This is a genomic window from Sinorhizobium terangae (genome assembly GCF_029714365.1).
Classification (GTDB): Bacteria; Pseudomonadota; Alphaproteobacteria; order Rhizobiales; family Rhizobiaceae; genus Sinorhizobium; species Sinorhizobium terangae.
Window position 1 is genome coordinate 470,793 of record NZ_CP121659.1, and the last position, 17,956, is coordinate 488,748.

18 protein-coding genes are annotated in these 17,956 nt (G+C 60.7%); 15 read left to right on the forward strand and 3 right to left on the reverse strand.

What is annotated here, in order from left to right:
- The first annotated feature begins 28 nt into the window (after nt 1-28).
- The 14 genes from QA637_RS02190 (at nt 29) to QA637_RS02255 (ending at nt 14,008) form a co-directional block, all read left to right on the forward strand.
- Entirely contained in the window at nt 29-379 is a 351-nt protein-coding gene (locus tag QA637_RS02190) for a hypothetical protein (protein ID WP_153438140.1), read from the forward strand.
- Nucleotides 380-860: 481 nt separating this feature from the next.
- Complete coding sequence (locus QA637_RS02195; RefSeq protein ID WP_283063140.1) at nt 861-1,646, forward strand: DUF2092 domain-containing protein; 786 nt, start codon at nt 861-863, stop codon at nt 1,644-1,646.
- On the forward strand, nt 1,643-1,951 hold the full coding sequence (locus QA637_RS02200) for a hypothetical protein (RefSeq protein ID WP_428843114.1): 309 nt from the start codon (nt 1,643-1,645) through the stop codon (nt 1,949-1,951). Before QA637_RS02195 ends, QA637_RS02200 begins: the two co-directional genes overlap by 4 nt.
- Before the next feature lie 45 nt (nt 1,952-1,996).
- Nucleotides 1,997-3,439 carry a DUF1254 domain-containing protein gene (locus QA637_RS02205; protein ID WP_283063141.1) on the forward strand — a complete coding sequence of 481 codons (1,443 nt, stop codon included), beginning with the start codon at nt 1,997-1,999 and terminating at the stop codon, nt 3,437-3,439.
- A 348-nt stretch (nt 3,440-3,787) separates the two neighbouring features.
- The gene (locus tag QA637_RS02210) at nt 3,788-4,720 is read left to right on the forward strand and encodes a formylglycine-generating enzyme family protein (RefSeq protein ID WP_283063143.1); all 933 of its coding nucleotides are present in this window, start codon (nt 3,788-3,790) and stop codon (nt 4,718-4,720) included.
- Nucleotides 4,707-7,085, forward strand: a complete 2,379-nt coding sequence (locus QA637_RS02215) for an arylsulfatase (protein ID WP_283063145.1) — start codon at nt 4,707-4,709, stop codon at nt 7,083-7,085. Before QA637_RS02210 ends, QA637_RS02215 begins: the two co-directional genes overlap by 14 nt.
- 79 nt (nt 7,086-7,164) lie before the next feature.
- Nucleotides 7,165-8,487 (forward strand): alpha/beta hydrolase, encoded by a 1,323-nt coding sequence (locus tag QA637_RS02220; protein WP_283063147.1) that lies wholly within the window; start codon nt 7,165-7,167, stop codon nt 8,485-8,487.
- 99 nt (nt 8,488-8,586) lie between these two features.
- Nucleotides 8,587-9,378, forward strand: a complete 792-nt coding sequence (locus tag QA637_RS02225) for a hypothetical protein (RefSeq protein WP_153438133.1) — start codon at nt 8,587-8,589, stop codon at nt 9,376-9,378.
- Nucleotides 9,379-9,901: 523 nt separating this feature from the next.
- Nucleotides 9,902-11,044: a cell wall hydrolase gene (locus QA637_RS02230; RefSeq protein WP_153438131.1), complete on the forward strand. Its 1,143-nt coding sequence runs from the start codon at nt 9,902-9,904 to the stop codon at nt 11,042-11,044.
- Between the two features lie 293 nt (nt 11,045-11,337).
- Complete coding sequence (locus QA637_RS02235) at nt 11,338-11,697, forward strand: AtpZ/AtpI family protein (RefSeq protein WP_136507290.1); 360 nt, start codon at nt 11,338-11,340, stop codon at nt 11,695-11,697.
- A gap of 60 nt (nt 11,698-11,757) precedes the next feature.
- On the forward strand, nt 11,758-12,510 hold the full coding sequence (locus tag QA637_RS02240; RefSeq protein ID WP_184108444.1) for a F0F1 ATP synthase subunit A: 753 nt from the start codon (nt 11,758-11,760) through the stop codon (nt 12,508-12,510).
- A gap of 82 nt (nt 12,511-12,592) precedes the next feature.
- Nucleotides 12,593-12,820, forward strand: coding sequence for a F0F1 ATP synthase subunit C (locus QA637_RS02245; RefSeq protein WP_012707029.1), 228 nt, complete (start codon nt 12,593-12,595; stop codon nt 12,818-12,820).
- A gap of 77 nt (nt 12,821-12,897) precedes the next feature.
- A complete protein-coding gene (locus tag QA637_RS02250) occupies nt 12,898-13,509 on the forward strand; it encodes a F0F1 ATP synthase subunit B (RefSeq protein ID WP_153438126.1) in 612 nt (203 codons plus the stop codon).
- A 13-nt stretch (nt 13,510-13,522) separates the two neighbouring features.
- The gene (locus tag QA637_RS02255; RefSeq protein ID WP_153438124.1) at nt 13,523-14,008 is read left to right on the forward strand and encodes a F0F1 ATP synthase subunit B; all 486 of its coding nucleotides are present in this window, start codon (nt 13,523-13,525) and stop codon (nt 14,006-14,008) included.
- 373 nt (nt 14,009-14,381) lie between these two features.
- On the opposite strand, the gene QA637_RS02260 is transcribed toward QA637_RS02255, so the two are convergent.
- On the reverse strand, nt 14,382-15,032 hold the full coding sequence (locus QA637_RS02260) for a ribonuclease HII (RefSeq protein ID WP_283063152.1): 651 nt from the start codon (nt 15,030-15,032) through the stop codon (nt 14,382-14,384).
- 198 nt (nt 15,033-15,230) lie between these two features.
- On the reverse strand, nt 15,231-16,388 hold the full coding sequence (locus tag QA637_RS02265) for a PA0069 family radical SAM protein (RefSeq protein ID WP_283063154.1): 1,158 nt from the start codon (nt 16,386-16,388) through the stop codon (nt 15,231-15,233).
- Nucleotides 16,389-16,567: 179 nt separating this feature from the next.
- Here QA637_RS02265 and QA637_RS02270 point away from each other — a divergent pair, with 179 nt between their 5' ends.
- On the forward strand, nt 16,568-17,098 hold the full coding sequence (locus tag QA637_RS02270; RefSeq protein ID WP_283063156.1) for a glycosyltransferase family protein: 531 nt from the start codon (nt 16,568-16,570) through the stop codon (nt 17,096-17,098).
- Nucleotides 17,099-17,413: 315 nt separating this feature from the next.
- On the opposite strand, the gene moaB is transcribed toward QA637_RS02270, so the two are convergent.
- Nucleotides 17,414-17,956 carry a molybdenum cofactor biosynthesis protein B gene (moaB, locus tag QA637_RS02275; protein ID WP_153438115.1) on the reverse strand — a complete coding sequence of 181 codons (543 nt, stop codon included), beginning with the start codon at nt 17,954-17,956 and terminating at the stop codon, nt 17,414-17,416.

Sequence of the window (17,956 nt, forward strand, 5' to 3'; positions counted from 1 at the left end):
AGCCCAACCCCTAGGAAGGAGCATGTTTATGAACAGAATTGCGACTTTCTCCGTCATCGCCGCCCTCTCCGCCTTCAGCTTCGGTGGAATGGCCTATGCCCAAGGCGCGACCATGAACTGGCCGAAGGAGATCGAGGCGACCGTGCGCAGCTATAGCGGCGACAAGGTGAATGTCGTCCTCGTCAGCACCCTGTCGGAGCAGGACCAGACGCGGATGTGGGTTGAAAACGCCACGCCGGACCAGCGCGCGGCGCTGCTTGCGGCAGTCGAAGCCAACAAGCCACTCTTGGAGAAACTTAAGGCACAGAATATCGAGATCGACAATATCGGCGGCGCCGAACAGGCGGCCGACGGCGGGCTGACGATCTACGTGCGCTAGTTCCTCCGGAGGGTGAAGAAGCGGGATGCGGAACCTTGATGAACTATGGGCGCATCCCGCTCCTATAATGGCCGCCGAAGCACCGGCCTTGGAGATGACCAGCGGGCCCGGCGAACGGCGGTTCCACACCGAACCGCTGACCTTGCTCGGGCATCGGGCGCAACTCGTTGGGCATATGAGAGCGTGGGTGCGCGGGAGCCAGCCGGCCGCGTCCGGAACGCATTTGGCGAGATTCCGAGGCGTGCAGAGCTCGATGGCCGAAACATCGTGCCTGGCGAGGCAGGGCCCATCGGCAGCAAGGCCCTAACCCGGATCGAGGGTACAGAATATAACATCCGAGCAGCAAACTTGGCATGAAAAGGCAAGACGTAAGTTGAGCACTAGAGCAGTATGCAACCGATTGGGAAGGCTTTCGCAAGGAAGTTGACCCGGCGACCCACAGAAAACGAGTCCGCTAGGTGAGCAAATGAATGAACCCGTAATGAGATCGCCTGGCACGGCATGGCGCTCGTACACACTGATATCGATGCTCGTAGTCAGCGTGGTCGCATGGCCGGCCTCGGCGAGAGACGGGATCGACCCGGAGGCCGAGCGAATCCTGGCTGCGATGAGCGAGAATCTCAAGTCGATGCCCGCGCTTGGCGTCGACTACGACGCAGATCAGGAAATCCTCACTCTGGATGGCCAGAAGATTCAGTACAGCGCATCCGGCTCCATTGCACTCGATCGCGCGAAGGGTTTCCGGATGAAGCGTATGGGCCCCTTTGCCCAGGCGGAGGTGATATTCGACGGCACCACGATATCGCTCCACGACCGGATCACAAATGCTTATGCCCAACTGCAAAGTCCCGGCCGCAGCATTGAAGATGCGACCGAGGAACTTCGCGCCACAACCGAACTTGATGCTCCGGGAGCGGAGTTGCTGGCAAGTGATCCCTATGTCGTCCTCACTGATGGCGTCACCGAGGGAACCGTCGTCGGATCGGCCTTCGTCAACGGCGTCGAATGCGATCATCTCGCCTTCAGGACCGATATCGTCGACTGGCAAATCTGGATCAGCAAGGGCAGCAGGCCACTACCGCTCAAATATGTCATCACGACCAAATGGATGACGGGAGCGCCGCAATATACGCTGCGACTGAGCAACTGGAATTCGGACGGGATCGATACTGCGCAGTTCAAATTCACGCCGCCAGCCGACGCGAACAAAGTTGAACACGTCCATGCCGACGTTACCGGCGAGCTTGCACTGGAGGCGGCGCAATGAAGAGGCGCAGGTTGAAGGTCCTTTCGGTCGCCGTCGCCGGTCTGGCCATGCTTGCGGTCGATATCGTTCCCATGCCGTTCGTATCGGAGGCGCACGCAATCATAGGCCGGCCAGTAACGCCGGGAAGTGTGGCCGGCGTCGCCCGCCGTACGACGCGTCGAGTGATCCGCCGCTCCACCGTCTATGCCGCCACACTGCCGGCCGGCTGCGTCAGGACCAGCGTCAGCGGCGTCATGGTGTGGCGTTGCGGCGGGGTCTACTACCAACCAGAAGGCGGGCGCTACGTCGTCGTTTACATCGACTGAACTCAACGCATTGGTTCGCAACTCAATTTTTCTTGGAGAGATAGAATGGATATTACGCGTCGTGACTTGACGGTAGCCGGCCTTGGGGCGCTGGCGGCTGGATCTCTTGGTATGCCAGCAATGGCCGCAGAAGGATTGGTAGCGGATTTGCCGGAAGGACTCGATGAGTTCGCGCTGGCTGTCGAGGCCTATATTTATGCATATCCCCTCGTGACAATGGAAATGACCAGGCGGGTGATTACCAACGTCGCCGAGGCGGAGGGAAGCCGGGGCCCTATGGGGCATCTGATCAAGTTGCGCCAGTATCCGGACGCCAAGTTCCGGGACGTGACGGCACCCAACGCCGATACCCTCTATACGACTGCGTTCTTTGACGTGGGGGATGAGCCCTGGGTCGTTAGCCTGCCCGATATGAAAGACCGCTATGCCCTGTTTCCGATGCTGGACGGCTGGACGACAGTGTTCGACGTTCCCGGAAAACGCACCACGGGCACGGACGCCCAGACGTTCGTGGTCACCGGCCCCGGTTGGGAGGGGAAGCTCCCGGAGGGTGTGACGCAATACAAGTCTCCGACGAGCATCGTGTGGCTGCTGGGACGCATCTACTGCACCGGCACCCCGGAGGACTACGCCGAAGTTCATAAACTGCAGGATGAAGTGAAGCTCTACCCCTTGAGCGCTTGGGGGAAGGACTGGGCTCCGCCCGAGGGCAAGGTCGATCCGTCGATCGACATGAAGACCGCCGTTCGCGAGCAGGTCAACAACATGGACGCCATCGAGTACTTCACTCTCTTCGCCGAGCTCCTGAAGCGCAATCCGCCGACCGACGCGGACGCGCCCATGGTCGCCAAGCTCGCTGAACTGGGAATTGTTCCCGGTCAGGACTTCGACAAGACCAAATTCGATCCGGGATTTGTGAAGCGCGTCCCGCAGCTCGGCTTCGCACGCATCATGATGCATTTCAAATTCAGCGACGGCGACGTGCAGGATATTGATGGCTGGGGCTTCACGACAAAGACCGGCATCTACGGTACCAACTATATGCAGCGTGCCCTGGTCACCGCGATCGGTCTCGGAGCAAATCGGCCGCAGGATGCGATCTACCCTACCTCGCTGAAATCCGACAGCGGACTGATCAAGCGGCCATATAACGGGTCCGAGAAGTACGTTCTGACATTCAAGAAAGGCCTGACGCCGCCTGTTTCGGGCTTCTGGTCATTGACCATGTATGATGCCGACTACTTCTTTGTCGACAATCCGCTGAATCGCTACTCGATCAGCGCAAGGCAGCCACTCAAGGCAAATCCGGACGGCTCGATCGACCTGTTGATCCAGCATGAATCACCGGGAGCGGACAAGGAATCGAATTGGCTCCCGGCGCCCAAAGGAAAGTTCATTCTAATGATGCGCCTCTATTGGCCCAACGAGAGCAATCCGTCCATCATTGACGGTTCTTGGACGATACCGCCCGTGAAGAGGGTGAGTTGACATCTGTATTGACGCGCACGCTACCGTGGCGGCTGCAAAGCCGACCATCGATTTCTCACGTCTCACACCGGAAGCACGGTGCGATTGAGATATAGCGATAATGATCCCTGTGGCACAGCGAGAAAGCCGAAAGTACAGCGTTTCCGGCGGCTCTTACTGGTACCCGTCGAGACTACTTGAACAGGCCGTTTCTGCCCGTAGTTGGCATCAAATGGCAAGCGCCGCGCTTGCGCTTATTGTAACGCTGTGACCAAGCGTTGCGAACGCGTTGTCGCCACGGGGCAAGGGGGAAGCGTGACCTTGGAAGCGGCTCACCGAACCGGCGTTGCTGGGTGCGCGCAAGCCGGCATGATCTTCATCGAGGGCGGAACCTTCTCGATGGGGTCCGACGCACACTATCCCGAAGAGGGGCCGATACATCGCGTTCGTGTCGATGGCTTTCTAATCGATGAAACGCCTGTGACAAATGCCGAGTTTTCGGAGTTTGTTGAGGCGACCGGTTATCGCACCTTTTCGGAATCTCCTCCTGATCCACGGGACTACCCCGGTATTTTACCGGAGATGCTGTATGCCGGTTCATTGGTCTTTCATCAGCCGAACGGGGCCGTCGACCTGCAAGACTGGACTCGATGGTGGTCCTTTCTGGAGGGGGCCTGCTGGCATCACCCATACGGGCCGGGAAGCAACATCAAAGGGTTGGATGACCATCCAGTCGTTCATGTTTCCTACCACGACGCGCTCGCGTACGCGCGGTGGAGGGGCAAGGATCTTCCAACGGAGGCTGAGTGGGAGTTTGCTGCCAGAGGCGGCCTCGATGGCGCTGAATATGCCTGGGGCTCGGAATTTATCCCTGCCGGACGTCATCTGGCCAATACCTGGCAGGGCGCCTTCCCGAGAACCAATAACGTTGAGGACGGTTATTCGCGCACCTCTCCGGTCAAAGCCTTCCCGCCCAACGGATACGGCCTTTACGACATGATCGGGAACGTTTGGGAGTGGACGTCCGACTGGTTTTCGCCGCGGCACGAGGCAGACCCCTCGAAGGCGTGCTGTATTCCCAGAAACCCGCGCGGCGGGCGCGAAGCCGACAGCCATGATCCCTGTCAGCCCGAGATAAGAATTCCGCGCAAGGTGTTGAAGGGCGGGTCGCATCTATGTGCGCCCAACTACTGCCGTCGCTATCGTCCAGCGGCGCGGCATGCCGAGCCTATAGACACCTCAACATGTCACGTCGGTTTCAGATGCGTTATCAGACCGGGAGGGTCGTATGAAGTCACCTAAGCACGCGAGAACACGTTGGTTGGGAGTGAGCACGGCGCTCCTGCTTCTGAGCGCTCCCGCAATGGCTCAGGAATCACTGCCTTTTCCGCCGAAGCCCTCAGGGAGCAAAGCCGGCCCGACGATAGCTCAGTCCACCTACAGCCCGTTGCCTGCGCAGCCGCGCCTTCCCGCGAACGCCCCGAACATCGTCGTTATCATGCTTGATGACGTCGGCCCGGCGTTGCCGGACACCTTCGGCGGAGTGATCGAAACACCGACGTTGAGCCGCCTTGCGGAAGACGGAGTGTCCTACAATCGCTTCCACAATGCCGCCATGTGCTCCCCCTCGCGGGCGGCATTGCTGACGGGGCGCAACCATCATCGCGTCGGGAATGGCCAGATCGCCGAGTTGGCAAACGATTGGGACGGATATACCGGGAGGATACCACGCACCTCCGCAACCGTCGCGAAAGTCCTTGGCTATTACGGTTACGCGACCGCAGCCTTCGGCAAATGGCATAATACCCCGGCCAATGAAACGACCGCGGTCGGCCCGTACACGGACTGGCCCGCTGGCGAAGGAATCGGGTTCGATTATTTCTATGGTTTTCTTGCCGGGGAATCCTCCCAGTGGGAGCCCGCCGTTGTCGAAAACACCGTTCGCGTCGATCCATCTCACGGGAAGGAAGGCTACCACTTCACCGAGGACATGACCGACAAGGCGGTGTCGTGGATGAAGCAGGTGCACGCGCTGACGCCGGACCGGCCCTTCTTCATGTACTGGGCGCCCGGCGCTGCACATGGTCCGCATCACATCTTCAAGGAATGGGCGGACAAGTACAAAGGCAAATTCGATGACGGCTGGGATGCCATGCGAGAGCGCATCTATGCACGCCAAAAACAACTCGGTTGGATACCGGAGAATACGGAACTGACGCCCCGCCCGGATACGCTTGCGGGATGGAAGGACATTCCAGAAGACGAGAAGCCGTTCCAGCGTCGGCTGATGGAGGTCTTTGCAGGCTATACCGAACATGCGGACACTCAGGCCGGGCGGTTGATCGAGGCCCTCGATGAACTGGGAATTCGCGACAATACCCTCATCTTCTATGTCTGGGGCGACAACGGGTCCAGCGCGGAAGGCCAGAACGGTACGATCAGCGAGCTTCTGGCGCAGAACGGCATCGCTACGGAAATCAAGGATCACATCCGCACGATGAATGAATTGGGTGGAATGGATGTTCTCGGATCACCCAAGGCCGACAACATGTATCATGCCGGCTGGGCCTGGGCCGGTTCCACGCCGCATCGATCGACCAAGCTGGTTGCCGCCCATTTCGGCGGAACGCGAACGCCGCTCGTGGTCTCCTGGCCGAGCAGGATCAAGCCGGACAAGAAGCCGCGCTCCCAGTTCCATCATCTCAACGACATCGTGCCAACGATCTATGACGTTCTGGACATTCAGCCGCCGAAGCTCGTGGACGGCATCACCCAGGACCCCCTCGATGGTGTCAGCATGACTTACACCTTCGACTCTCCCGAGGCTGCGGGGCAGAAGAAGGAGCAGTACTTCGAGATCATGGGCAGCCGTGCCATCTATCAGGAAGAGTGGATCGCATCCGTCTTCGGGCCGCGTACACCATGGACTCCCGGCCTCGATCCCGCCATCTTCAAATGGTCGCCGGACAATGACGTGTGGGAACTTCACGATCTCAGCAAGGACTACTCCCAGGCGAAGGACGTCGCGGCCGATCATCCCGAAAAAGTCGAGGAACTGAAAAAGGCGTTTGGCGTTCAGGCCGAAGCCAACAAGGTGTTCCCCGTCGGGGGAGGGCTATGGTCTGCCGTCTTCCATCCGGAAGATGCGCCGTCCAATCCCGCGACCGAGTTCCAGTTCACGCAAGACGTCGTGGGTGTTCCCGAATTCACGGCGCCGAAAGTTGGAGCTCGCAGCAACCTTGTAACCATCGAGGCGGAATTGAAGCCGGACTCGGAGGGCGTGCTCTACGCATTGGGTGCCTTTTCGGGTGGTGTCGCTTTGTGGGTCGAGAACGGCAAGCTCACCTACGAGTACAATCTGTTCGAGATCGAGCGGACGCGTCTTCAATCCTCCGAACCGTTGCCGAGCGGCAAGGTCAACATAGAGGTCGAGACGCGCAAGTCCGGCAGCAATCGCGGCGCACCGCTCGACGTCGTTATCCGCATCGATGGCAAAGAGGTGGCGAAAGGGCGCGTGCCGCGCTCCGCTCCGCTCGCGTTCACCGCCAATGACGCCTTCGACGTGGGCAGAGACAGCTACTCTCCAGTCTCCCTCGCGTACTTTGACCGCAAGCCGTTCGCCTTCAACAGCAAGATCGAACGTCTGAAGGTCGAATACTTGAAGTGAGCACCGGTTTCGGTCGAACCGGCAAACTCTGCGTTTGCCGGTCCTTCTTTCCGCCGGCGTGCATACAGGAGTAATTGAATTGACGCGGCACCACTCCCGGAACGCCAAAGGCGGAGGACGACTGTCATGGCCGCTTTTACCATGCGTCGCGGCCTTGAGCGCGATGGTGCTCTCCGCGTGTGCGGGCCGCCCGACGGGGGTGCTCGTGCCGGTAGCGGCCAATCCGTCAGCCACCCAAGTTGAAATGCTGGTTGCGACGACCCGGGGCCGGGCGGAAAAGCCGGGCGAGATGTTCAGCGGTGAACGCGCGCTCATTCCGGCATTCGCGGACATTACAGTGTCCATTCCGCCTGAGACCGCACGCAAGGCGGGTGAAGTCGCTTGGCCGCGCAAGCTTCCGCCGAATCCGGAGACGGACTTCGCAGCACTGAAGGCGGCGGAAGTTGACCGCAGTGCGGCCGAAAAATGGTTGAACAGCCATGTGCGCAAGAGCCCGGATGGCAGCGTCCTCGTCTTTATCCATGGGTTCAACAACCAGTTCGAGGATGCGGTCTTCCGTTTTGCGCAGATCATCCACGACTCGGGTGCGCACAGCGTACCGGTGCTTGCGACGTGGCCGTCACGGGGGAGTCTGCTCGCCTATGGCTACGACCGCGAAAGCACCAACTATACCCGCAACGCGGTAGAAGACTTGTTTCAGTATCTGGCGCGTGATCCCGAGGTTAAGGAAGTCTCGATCCTGGCCCATTCGATGGGCAATTGGCTGGCGCTGGAATCCTTGCGGCAGATGGCCATCCGCAACGACGGGCTGCCGGCGAAGTTCAAGAATGTCATGTTGGCGGCGCCGGACGTGGATGTCGACGTCTTCGGTTCGCAGATCGCCGACATGGGCAAGCAACGGCCGCGCTTCACGCTCTTCGTTTCCCGCGATGACCGTGCGCTCGCCGTTTCTCGTCGCGTCTGGGGAAATGTCTCGCGGCTGGGAGCGATCGATCCGGAGCAGTCGCCCTACAGGGAGGAACTGGCTGCGAACGGGATCACCGTCATCGATCTCACCAGGATCAAGGCAGGTGACAATCTGCACCACACAAAGTTCGCGGAGTCGCCGGAAATCGTACAACTGATTGGCAGCCGACTGTCCAGCGGCCAGACCTTGACCGACAGTCGTCTGGGGCTTGGCGACCACATCGTGGCGGTGACCGCCGGGGCCGCCCAGACCGTCGGAACCGCAGCAGGCCTGGTCGTTGCTGCTCCTGCTGCCATAGTCGATCAGAACACGCGGCAGAATTACGTCCACCACGTCGAGACACTCGTCGGACCATCCGGCGCGGCGAGGTCAAATACGTCCGATAGCGCGTGCGGAGAGCAGAGTCAGGAGAGGTCCGGGAACTGCAGCCGATAGCCCGGCAGATGACGGATCAGGCTGCTGTCCTGAGCCGGGATTGAACGAGGGGCTTGGAAGAGAGATTGCTCGCAACAGCGACCGTTACAGGGAGATATCATGAAGATTTGCATCGTTCGTACTCTAGCGGCAATCGGAACTTGCCTCGTTGCCGGCACGGTCAAGGCCGCGGACATTTATTCCCCGATGACGCCGGAGGTTCAGCAGACGACCACCGAAAGCGGATGGACCTTTTCCTTCGCCCCCTATTTCTGGGCGGCCGGATTGTCGGGTGACGTCGCGCAGTTCGGGCTGCCGGCGGTGGATGTCGATGCCAGTTTCAGCGATATCTTCGATCACCTTGAGTTCGGTGCGATGGCGATTGGCGAAGCCCGCAACGGACCGTACAGCATCTTCGCTGACGTCATGTACACCAAGATTTCGGGCCAAGCGGGCACACCACGAGGTGTTCTCGCAACGGACGTCGAGCTCACATCGGAAACGTTCGCCGGGCTGCTCGGCGTGGGATACTCCGTCTTCGAGAGCGGGGCAGCGCGGTTGGACGTGGTCGGCGGCCTGCGCGTATGGTCCGTCGAAAGCGAGCTTTCCTTCCACGGCGGGCTTCTTGATGGGCGCTCCAGAAGCGATGACGCCACCTGGGTGGACGGTCTGGCCGGCTTTCGCGGTACCTATTCGCTGACACCTGAAATATACCTGACGGGTTGGGGACTCATCGGTGCCGGTGCTGCCGATCTCGACTGGGACGTTGCCGCGGCGATCGGCTACCGGTTCAGCGACACGATTTCGGCGGTCGCCGGCTACCGCGCTCTGGGGGTGGACTATAGCGACGACGGATTCGTGTTCGATGCCGTCCAGCAGGGGCCGATCCTTGGGCTTGTGCTGCGGTTCTAGCGATGCTCGTGCGCTCGCCTGGGCGCTCAACGGTGCGCCCAGCGACTGGCGCCGTTCGCCAAAGAGGATCCGGTGCGGCGGTGGCGACTACACTGCGACGGAACGGCAGGGCCCCGATGATGACTTATACCAGCCCATATTGCTCTTCAACGACGCAACGCCCACCGCCTTGAGCTTCAAAGAAACGGCCCGTTGCTCCGACATCAACTCGCGCAACTGCATTTCCTGTCGTCCATTAAACCAGCATTAACCATGACGCTCCTATGGTTCATGCATGGAGTGTTAGAGATGAGGGTTAGCCCGGGGCTGAAGCGTACAACGCGCACAAGCAACTAGGTTATTCCTGCATTTTCTAGGCTCTACCGAGGCGGTTTCGGTGCGCTGTCCGACCGCTTCCAAATCTTAGCTTCCTGCACGGAATCTTGGAGCTGGCCCTTCGCCGGCTTGGGAGAACGCGTGCCCGAGTAGTGTTGCGTGGAGCCGGTTGGTGCGTAAGAGCCAGAAGTTGCGTTGCAAGTCTCGTATGTCTTTGCCGGCCTGGGCTGCGCCCGCGATGATCGGCATTGCCATTTTCCTGAGCTTCCCCTCAGCGGTCGCCTATTCCGACCTGGCGACCTTCCTGTCCGGCATCAACCGAGGCGGCGAGCGCTGGCGGATGTATCTGACACAATCGCCGGCGGGTTCGCTGCACGAGGTCGAGATGGTGTTCGCCGATCCGATCACCACCGGTGCCCTGGATGGCGGTGCCGGCATCACGATGCCCGACGGCAGCCATGTGGCGCTGACCGCGGAAACCAAGCACGAGGGCGCCTCGCCCGACGAAGACCGCGTGACCCGCAAGCTGAAGAAGGGTCGGATCATTGCCGTCACCCCCGTGACGCCGCCGAAGGACTTTACCGCCGGTTCGATCCTCCAGCGTACGAGTTCGCTGATGGAGCCGGACTTCGACGGGCTCGAGAAGATGGTTTTCGCCAAGCCGCGTATCAAGGGCAAGGAGATCGAGATCGCCACGGCCTTCTACCGAAAGAAGCCGCCGAAGGCCGATCCCGGCGTTTCGCCGATGCTCGCCAAGCTGATTACCAACGACAAGGCCGATATTCTTGCGACCGCCTATGTCCGGCCCGAGCCGGACTATGCGCGTGAGTCGCCCTTCGATTCGATTCTCAGGGAAGACAAGAACGCCGGCCGCTTCATTCCGGAAATCGCGCCCGACGACCATGCCTGGGCGGCAACCGCCTTGCCCGCCACGGTCTTCAGCAAGGAAGAGCAGACCTGCCTCGCCGAAGGAATCTACTTCGAGGCCCGCAGCGAGTCCGTGAAAGGCCAGGCCGCAGTGGCGCAGGTTATTCTCAATCGCGTCCGCAACCCGACCTACCCGAAGACGATTTGCGGCGTCGTCTATCAGAACAAGGCCTGGCGCAACCGTTGCCAGTTCTCCTTCGCCTGCGACATGATCCGCGACCTGATCTACTCGCGCTCGCACTGGAAGACCGCCAAGGAAGTCGCAATGGCCGTCACCGCCGGTAAGATCTGGCTGCCGGAAGTGGGGTCGGCAACACATTATCACGCGACCTATGTGAACCCGGCCTGGGCAAAAACCATGAAGCGCGTCGGCAAGATCGGCTTGCACATCTTCTATCGCACCTATGGCGGCGGCTGGAGCTGATAGACAGTCTCGACTCCGCCGGATGATCTGGCGCCGCGCGGTTACCTGATACAGTCCGGTCGCCGCCGATTCTCGTTGCCGCTTTGCCGCAGCTTGCCAATATTCTGGCTAACCATCTGAAATCATGGAGAAATATTGTCCACGTCGAAGGGGCTCGTATGCCTTGACTATGCGGGTGCCTAAAACTATGTTGCGCGCGACTTCAAATGGGGCCGAAGCGTGGCTTGAACACCGGCCGTTTGTATGACCGAGATCGCGTTTAAGACCGCGTGGGGACTGCAAAGGGGAGCCATGTGACGGAGAAGCCGGAAGAAAGTCTGGAAGCGCGGCTGAAGCGCCTTGGCGACGACATCGCGTCCAAGCGGACGGACAAGTCGGACGACGTCGAGACGCGCGCTGCGGAAAGTCGGCAAGGCTACGCGGCGGCGATGAAGCTCTCGAGCGAGTTCATCGCCGGCATCGTGGTCGGGGCGTTTCTGGGCTATCTTTTGGACCACTTTGCGGGTACAGGGCCGTGGGGCATGATCGTCTTGCTGCTTCTCGGGTTCTGTGCCGGCGTCTTGAATGTGCTGCGGTCGGCCGGGCTGGTGGCAACGCCGGACCAGGGAAGACGCAGCCCTGGAAATGACAAGAAGGACGGGGATGGCGCCTGAGGCGTTGCCCGAATGAACACGATTTCCGCTCGCGGGCGGGCAAAACGAAAGAGAAGCGCGGTGTCAAACGATCCGACCCACCAGTTCCTGGTCAACAAGATTGTCCCGATCGAGATTGGCGGAATTGACTTTTCGTTCACCAATGCGTCGCTGTTCATGGTCGCGACCGTCGGTGCGGCTGCCGGCTTTCTCTATCTGACGACCTCGCAGCGCGGCCTGATCCCGACGCGCATGCAGTCGGTCTCGGAAATGTCCTATGAATTCATCGCCTCGATGCTGCGCGAGGGCGCCGGAAGCCACGGGATGAAATTCTTCCCGATGGTGTTCTCGCTGTTCATGTTCATCCTGACGGCGAACCTGCTCGGCATGTTTCCCTATTTCTTCACCGTCACCAGCCAGATCATCGTTACCTTCGCACTCGCCGTCTTCGTGATCGGCACGGTCATTCTCTACGGCTTCTATAAGCACGGCCTGAGCTTCCTTAAGCTTTTCGTGCCGCATGGGGTGCCGGGTGCGCTTCTGCCGCTGGTGGTGTCGATCGAAGTCATCTCGTTCCTTTCCCGTCCGATCAGCCTCTCGGTCCGTCTCTTCGCCAACATGCTGGCCGGCCACATCACGCTGAAGGTCTTCGCAGGCTTCGTCGCCTCGCTCAGCGCGTTTGGCGCGCTCGGCATCGGCGGCGCGGTCCTGCCGCTCCTCATGACCGTCGCTCTCACCGGTCTTGAATTCCTGGTCGCCTTCCTCCAGGCCTATGTCTTTGCGGTGCTGACCTGCATGTACCTCAACGACGCCGTCCATCCGGGAAGCCACTAGGGAATAACAGTCGCTGGCTTCCGGTCGGACAAGCCGCCGGAAGCGCAAATCTAAGCCGCAACACCATTCGAAGGAGTCAATCATGGAAGCGGAAGCAGCAAAGTTCATCGGTGCAGGTCTTGCATGCCTTGGTATGGCCGGCACGGCTCTCGGCCTCGGCAACATCTTCGGCAGCTACCTGTCCGGCGCTCTGCGCAATCCGTCGGCTGCTGACGGCCAGTTCGGCCGCCTCGTATTCGGCTTCGCCGTTACGGAAGCTCTGGGCATCTTCTCGCTACTCGTAGCCCTGCTCCTCCTCTTCGCCGTCTAATACGGACCGAAGTTTTGACCGCGGCCTCCAGCAGGGGCCGCGGTCACGCATATTCTTGAGTGCACCTGGAGGTGAGCATGTTTGTGACCGCGGCTTATGCCCAGTCAACCACCACTGAAGGCGAAGCGCACGAACCCGCTGCAGCCGGCGAGGTGCACACCGAAACGGGTGTGGCCCCCGAAGGCGAACACGGCACGGGCGTGTTCCCGCCCTTCGATTCGAGCCATTTCGCATCGCAGTTGCTTTGGCTCGCGATCACGTTCGGCCTCTTCTATCTATTGATGTCGAAGGTCATCATTCCGCGTATTGGCGGCATTCTCGAGACCCGCCACGACCGGATCGCTCAGGACCTGGATGAAGCGTCCCGCCTCAAAGGCGAAGCCGACGCTGCGATCGCGTCCTACGAGCAGGAACTGGCAACCGCCAAGGCCAAGGGCCATTCGATCGCCGATACGGCACGCGAGGCTGCCAAGGCGAAGGCCAGCGCCGACCGGACTGCGGTTGAGGCCGACTTGGCGAAGAAGATCACCGCCGCTGAAACGCGCATTGCCGATATCAAGTCCAAGGCGCTCGCCGATGTCGGCGCGATCGCCGAGGAAACGGCAACCGCGGTCGTCAAGCAACTGATCGGTGGAACCGTCACCAAGGCCGAGATCGCTGCCGCCGTCAAGGCATCGGCAGGCAACTGAGGAACAATGAACGATGGCACTTGATGCTACTTTCTACGCCCTTATCGGCCTGATCCTCTTCCTGGCCCTCATCGCCTATCTGAAGGTTCCGGGGATGATGGCCAGCGCGCTCGACGCTCGCGCCAACAAGATCGGCAACGAACTGGCGGAAGCCAAGCGCCTGCGCGAAGAGGCCCAGAGCCTGGTGGCCGAGTATCAGCGCAAGCGCAAGGACGCTGAGGCCGAGGCCGCCAGCATCGTTGCCGCCGCGCAGCGGGAAGCGGAAATGCTGACGGCGGAAGCCAAGCAGAAGACCGAGGAATATGTCGCGCGCCGCACGGCACTTTCCGAACAGAAGATCAAGCAGGCCGAAAGCGACGCGATCAATGCGGTCCGTTCGGCAGCCGTTGATCTGGCGATCAGCGCCGCAGAGAAGGTCTTGTCGACCAAGACCGATGCCGATGCGCAGGATACGCTGTTCAAGAAGGCGCTCGGCGAGGTCAAGACTCGGCTCAACTGAGACGGCAACGATCTGAAAATTCAAAGAAGGCGTCACCTCGCGAATTGACCCCCGAAAGTTGGACCTCCACTTTCGGGGGTTTTTGCATGCCGCGAGTGTCTGAGGCGAGCGATTGCCGCACGTCGACGGCGAGGGGAGTTATCGCGGCGCCAGTCCAACCCTTGGGGGGAAGCTCGCTCGGCGGCCAATTCAATGTGCTGCAGCCATCTTTGCGCGTCTCGAAGACGGGCCGCGTTATAGCGCGGGATGCGCTTACGTGCGTTCGCGCCACCGCTTTATCCGTTTGCTTTTGCCGCATTTGCGCGACGTCAGGTGATTTCACCTGACTGCAAAATGCTCTGGCGCGCCACCTGTCGATTGCTGGTCGAAGGCATCAAACCTGGCGAAAGGGCCGGAAACTCATTCGGTGCAGCGAGCAGGGGCCGTGGCTGTCGATGGCGTTTCGATGCTTTGTGGTGGCATAGCCGGCATGAATGGCGAAGCCATAGGCCGGGAAAGTGACATCGGCGCGCGCCATCATCCGATCGCGAGTCACCTTGGCGACGATCGATGCAGCAGCGATCGACATCGACCGGGAATCGCCTTTGATGATCGCTTTGGCGTGGCAGGAAATTCCCGGCGGAACATCACGGCCGTCGACGAGCAGGAAACGCGCGGTCGTGGAAAGACCATCGACGGCCCGCCGCATCGCGTCGAGGCTTGCCTTGAGAATATCGGTCGTGTCGATGCGTGTCGCCGAAGACGAGGCGATCGACACCGTCGCCGTCGCGAGAATTTGCTCAAATAGTGCTTCGCGCTGCTCGGCGCTCAGGAGCTTGCTGTCGTTCAGACCATTCGGAATGGCGTCCGGATCGAGAATGACCGCCGCAGCAACGACGGGGCCGGCCAAGGGTCCCCGCCCCGCCTCGTCCGCGCCGGCGACAGGCCAAAAACCATCGCGGCGGGCGGCAAGCTCGAAGCCGAAATCAGGGACGGGCAGCTCGATGGGAAAGAGTGGGGAATCGGGCGAATTGCGACGTGACATGCGGGGACCCTCGCATATTCGCCCGATTCCCTTCAAGCCCCCCGGTACGAGTGCGGCGGTAACCGGGAGGAAAACCAGCGCCATCACGAGGCAGGGGAGGGCGCCGGAACCGAGATTTTGCTTGAACGATGCTATCGAACTCCTGTCGGAGAGGAGATCGGCTTGTATTTGGCGAGAAGTCTCAGGGGGTGCGCTGACCTAAAGCAGTGACAGTTGAACTCCCATTCCGAGTGGCGGCACGAAGACGTCATTGCGCAATTGCCGGCGCGTCAGGTTGAGCCCCAGGCGCTTGGCAGCAAGCTCGAAGCGCCGGCCGATCTGCCAGGCATAGGGGCCAGCCCCTTTCATGCGCTTGCCGAACTCGGCGTCATAGTCCTTGCCGCCACGCATGGAGCGGATCAGCGACATGACGTGGCGGTAGCGGTCCGGATAATTCCGCAGCAGCCAATCGCGAAAGAGCGGGCTTACCTCGAGTGGCAGCCGCAACAGCACGTAGCTCGCTTCCGACGCGCCCGCCGCCTTCGCCGAATCGAGCACGCGCTCGATCTCATGGTCGTTCAGCGCCGGGATGATCGGTGAAACCAGAACACCGGCGGGAATACCTGCATCCGAGATGGCGCGGATCGCCTCGAGCCGCTTTGCCGGCGTCGATGCCCGCGGTTCCATCGTGCGCGCCAGTTTTCGATCGAGCGTGGTCACCGAAATGCCGACCCGCGCCAATCCCATTTCCGCCATCGGGGCAAGCAGATCGATGTCGCGTGTCACCATGGCCGACTTGGTGACGATCATCACAGGGTGGTTTGCCGCCTTCAACACTTCGAGGATCTGGCGCATGATCCGCCATTCCTTCTCGATCGGTTGGTAGGGGTCGGTATTGGTGCCGATCGCGATCGGACGAACCTTATAGTCGGGCCTCGCCAACTCCCGTTCCAGCAGACGCGGGGCATCGGGCTTGGCGAAAATTTTGGACTCGAAATCGAGGCCCGCCGAGAGGCCCATATAGGCATGGGTCGGGCGCGCGAAACAGTAGATGCAGCCGTGCTCGCAACCGCGGTAAGGATTGATCGAGCGGTCGAAACCAATGTCCGGAGATTCGTTGCGCGTGATAACCGCACGTGGCTTCTCGACCTGGACTTCCGTCTTGAAGGGCGGCAGTTCCTCGATGCTCTCCCAACCGTCGTCGAAGACCTCACGCGATTGCGGTTCGAAGCGGCCGGACATGTTCAGGCCCGCGCCGCGGCCACGCCGGCGATCGATGTCGATCCTCAGGCCCGTCCCCTTGATCATTGCTTCGGCCTTGTCCGCGGTGTTGGCGGGCGCAAAGGCGCCCTGCCTCAATTGAGACAGCTCGGTCATCGATATCTCCTCGGAAGAGACGGGGCTTCGTTTCGTCCTGATTATTTTCCTATCGCAGAAGCGAGAACAAAGCAAGAACAAATCTTTAGAATTTGAGCGACGGAAGATCGCACCGGAGCGGCGAAGCGGGCGACCCCGATGGCTGTAGCATTTGTGAGTGCAATGCGGTAGGAACGACTATGCTGACGATCATCATGGAAACACGGGACAACGAGGCCGAGCTTGCGCAGACGCTGTCCGTGCTTGTTGCCGGCGCTGTGGAGGGCCTCGTCAGCGACGTCATCATTCTCGATCACGGTTCAAAGGACGGTTCGTCGCGCGTCGCCGATGCTGCCGGGTGCCGTTTCTGTGTCGATTGGGATTTGGGCGACATTGTCCGTTCTGCCCGGGGGGAATGGGTAATGCTCCTGGAGCCGGGCGCACGACCGACCGGAAGATGGGTGGACGAGCTTCTCGAATATGTGTCGCTCAACAGAAACCCGGCGCGGTTCTCTCCCTCACGAATGCATCGCCGTCCGCTGTTAAGTCGTCTCTCGCGCAGGGCACGCCCGCTTGAGACGGGATTCCTGATGCAGAAGCGAGATGCAATCGCCGTCGCCCGCGCGAATATGCGGCTCAGCGACATGGTCAATGTTCGTGCGGTGCGCAAACTGTCGACTGAGCTTGTTCCCGCCTGGGTGGCGGCCGGCAATCGGCCGGCTGCGGAGTAGTCGCTTGCTACTGCAAGAATGGGGTGCCTGTCTTGTCCGCGGCACCCCCCGAAGCGGCTCTCAAATGACCTTGCTAGCGAAAATGGCTTGCCATGCAATCCGGAGGACGGCACGTCGTATATATCCTGCTCTTCCCCCGCCCGTGTCGTCGGAAGATTTGTCTTCGCTGCGCTTGAGATGGGTCTCGCCTTCGGCCACCCCCAACGCCGGCTGACGGTGAGAAATGTACCGGGCTTGATCGAGCCCGGCTGTTTCGTTGGGAACAACCCGCAGTTGGATGAGGAAAAATATCGAGACAAGGACTGCGGGACGCAATCAGCCGCGTTTGAGGTGCTCGTCCAGCCGCGGCATGATTTCAACGAAATTGCAGGGCATGTGCCGATAGTCGAGCTGTTGTTTCAGGATGCCGTCCCATGCGTCCTTGCAGGCGCCCGGTGATCCGGGCAGGACGAAGATGAATGTGGCGTTGGCAACGCCACCGGTGGCTCGCGACTGGATCGTCGACGTGCCGATCTTCTCGTAAGAGATCCGGTGGAACACTTCGGAAAAGCCGTCCATGCGCTTTTCGAACAGTGGCTCAAGCGCCTCCGGCGTCACGTCGCGGCCGGTGAAGCCGGTGCCTCCGGTGGTAATGACCACGTCGATCGCCTCGTCCAGCGTCCAGGCCTTCACCTGATCGTAGATCTTCTGCCGGTCGTCGGTGACGATCTCCCGTGCTTCGAGCCGATGGCCGGCCGCGCGTATGCGCGCCTCAAGCGTGTCGCCTGACCTGTCGTCGGCGCGCGTACGGCTGTCGGACACCGTGAGCACGGCAATGCCGACGGGAATGAAGGGACGGCCTTCGTCGATGCCTGGCAT

Excerpts from the sequence above, each read along its gene's own strand:
- QA637_RS02190 (WP_153438140.1), top strand. The coding sequence starts at position 29 with ATGAACAGAATTGCGACTTTCTCCGTCATCGCCGCCCTCTCCGCCTTC.
- QA637_RS02260 (WP_283063152.1), bottom strand. The coding sequence starts at position 15,032 with ATGTCACGTCGCAATTCGCCCGATTCCCCACTCTTTCCCATCGAGCTG.
- QA637_RS02255 (WP_153438124.1), top strand. The coding sequence starts at position 13,523 with ATGGCACTTGATGCTACTTTCTACGCCCTTATCGGCCTGATCCTCTTC.
- QA637_RS02230 (WP_153438131.1), top strand. The coding sequence starts at position 9,902 with ATGTCTTTGCCGGCCTGGGCTGCGCCCGCGATGATCGGCATTGCCATT.
- QA637_RS02265 (WP_283063154.1), bottom strand. The coding sequence starts at position 16,388 with ATGACCGAGCTGTCTCAATTGAGGCAGGGCGCCTTTGCGCCCGCCAAC.
- QA637_RS02195 (WP_283063140.1), top strand. The coding sequence starts at position 861 with ATGAGATCGCCTGGCACGGCATGGCGCTCGTACACACTGATATCGATG.
- QA637_RS02225 (WP_153438133.1), top strand. The coding sequence starts at position 8,587 with ATGAAGATTTGCATCGTTCGTACTCTAGCGGCAATCGGAACTTGCCTC.
- QA637_RS02210 (WP_283063143.1), top strand. The coding sequence starts at position 3,788 with ATGATCTTCATCGAGGGCGGAACCTTCTCGATGGGGTCCGACGCACAC.
- QA637_RS02245 (WP_012707029.1), top strand. The coding sequence starts at position 12,593 with ATGGAAGCGGAAGCAGCAAAGTTCATCGGTGCAGGTCTTGCATGCCTT.
- QA637_RS02205 (WP_283063141.1), top strand. The coding sequence starts at position 1,997 with ATGGATATTACGCGTCGTGACTTGACGGTAGCCGGCCTTGGGGCGCTG.
- QA637_RS02215 (WP_283063145.1), top strand. The coding sequence starts at position 4,707 with ATGAAGTCACCTAAGCACGCGAGAACACGTTGGTTGGGAGTGAGCACG.
- QA637_RS02250 (WP_153438126.1), top strand. The coding sequence starts at position 12,898 with ATGTTTGTGACCGCGGCTTATGCCCAGTCAACCACCACTGAAGGCGAA.
- moaB (WP_153438115.1), bottom strand. The coding sequence starts at position 17,956 with ATGCCAGGCATCGACGAAGGCCGTCCCTTCATTCCCGTCGGCATTGCC.
- QA637_RS02270 (WP_283063156.1), top strand. The coding sequence starts at position 16,568 with ATGCTGACGATCATCATGGAAACACGGGACAACGAGGCCGAGCTTGCG.
- QA637_RS02200 (WP_428843114.1), top strand. The coding sequence starts at position 1,643 with ATGAAGAGGCGCAGGTTGAAGGTCCTTTCGGTCGCCGTCGCCGGTCTG.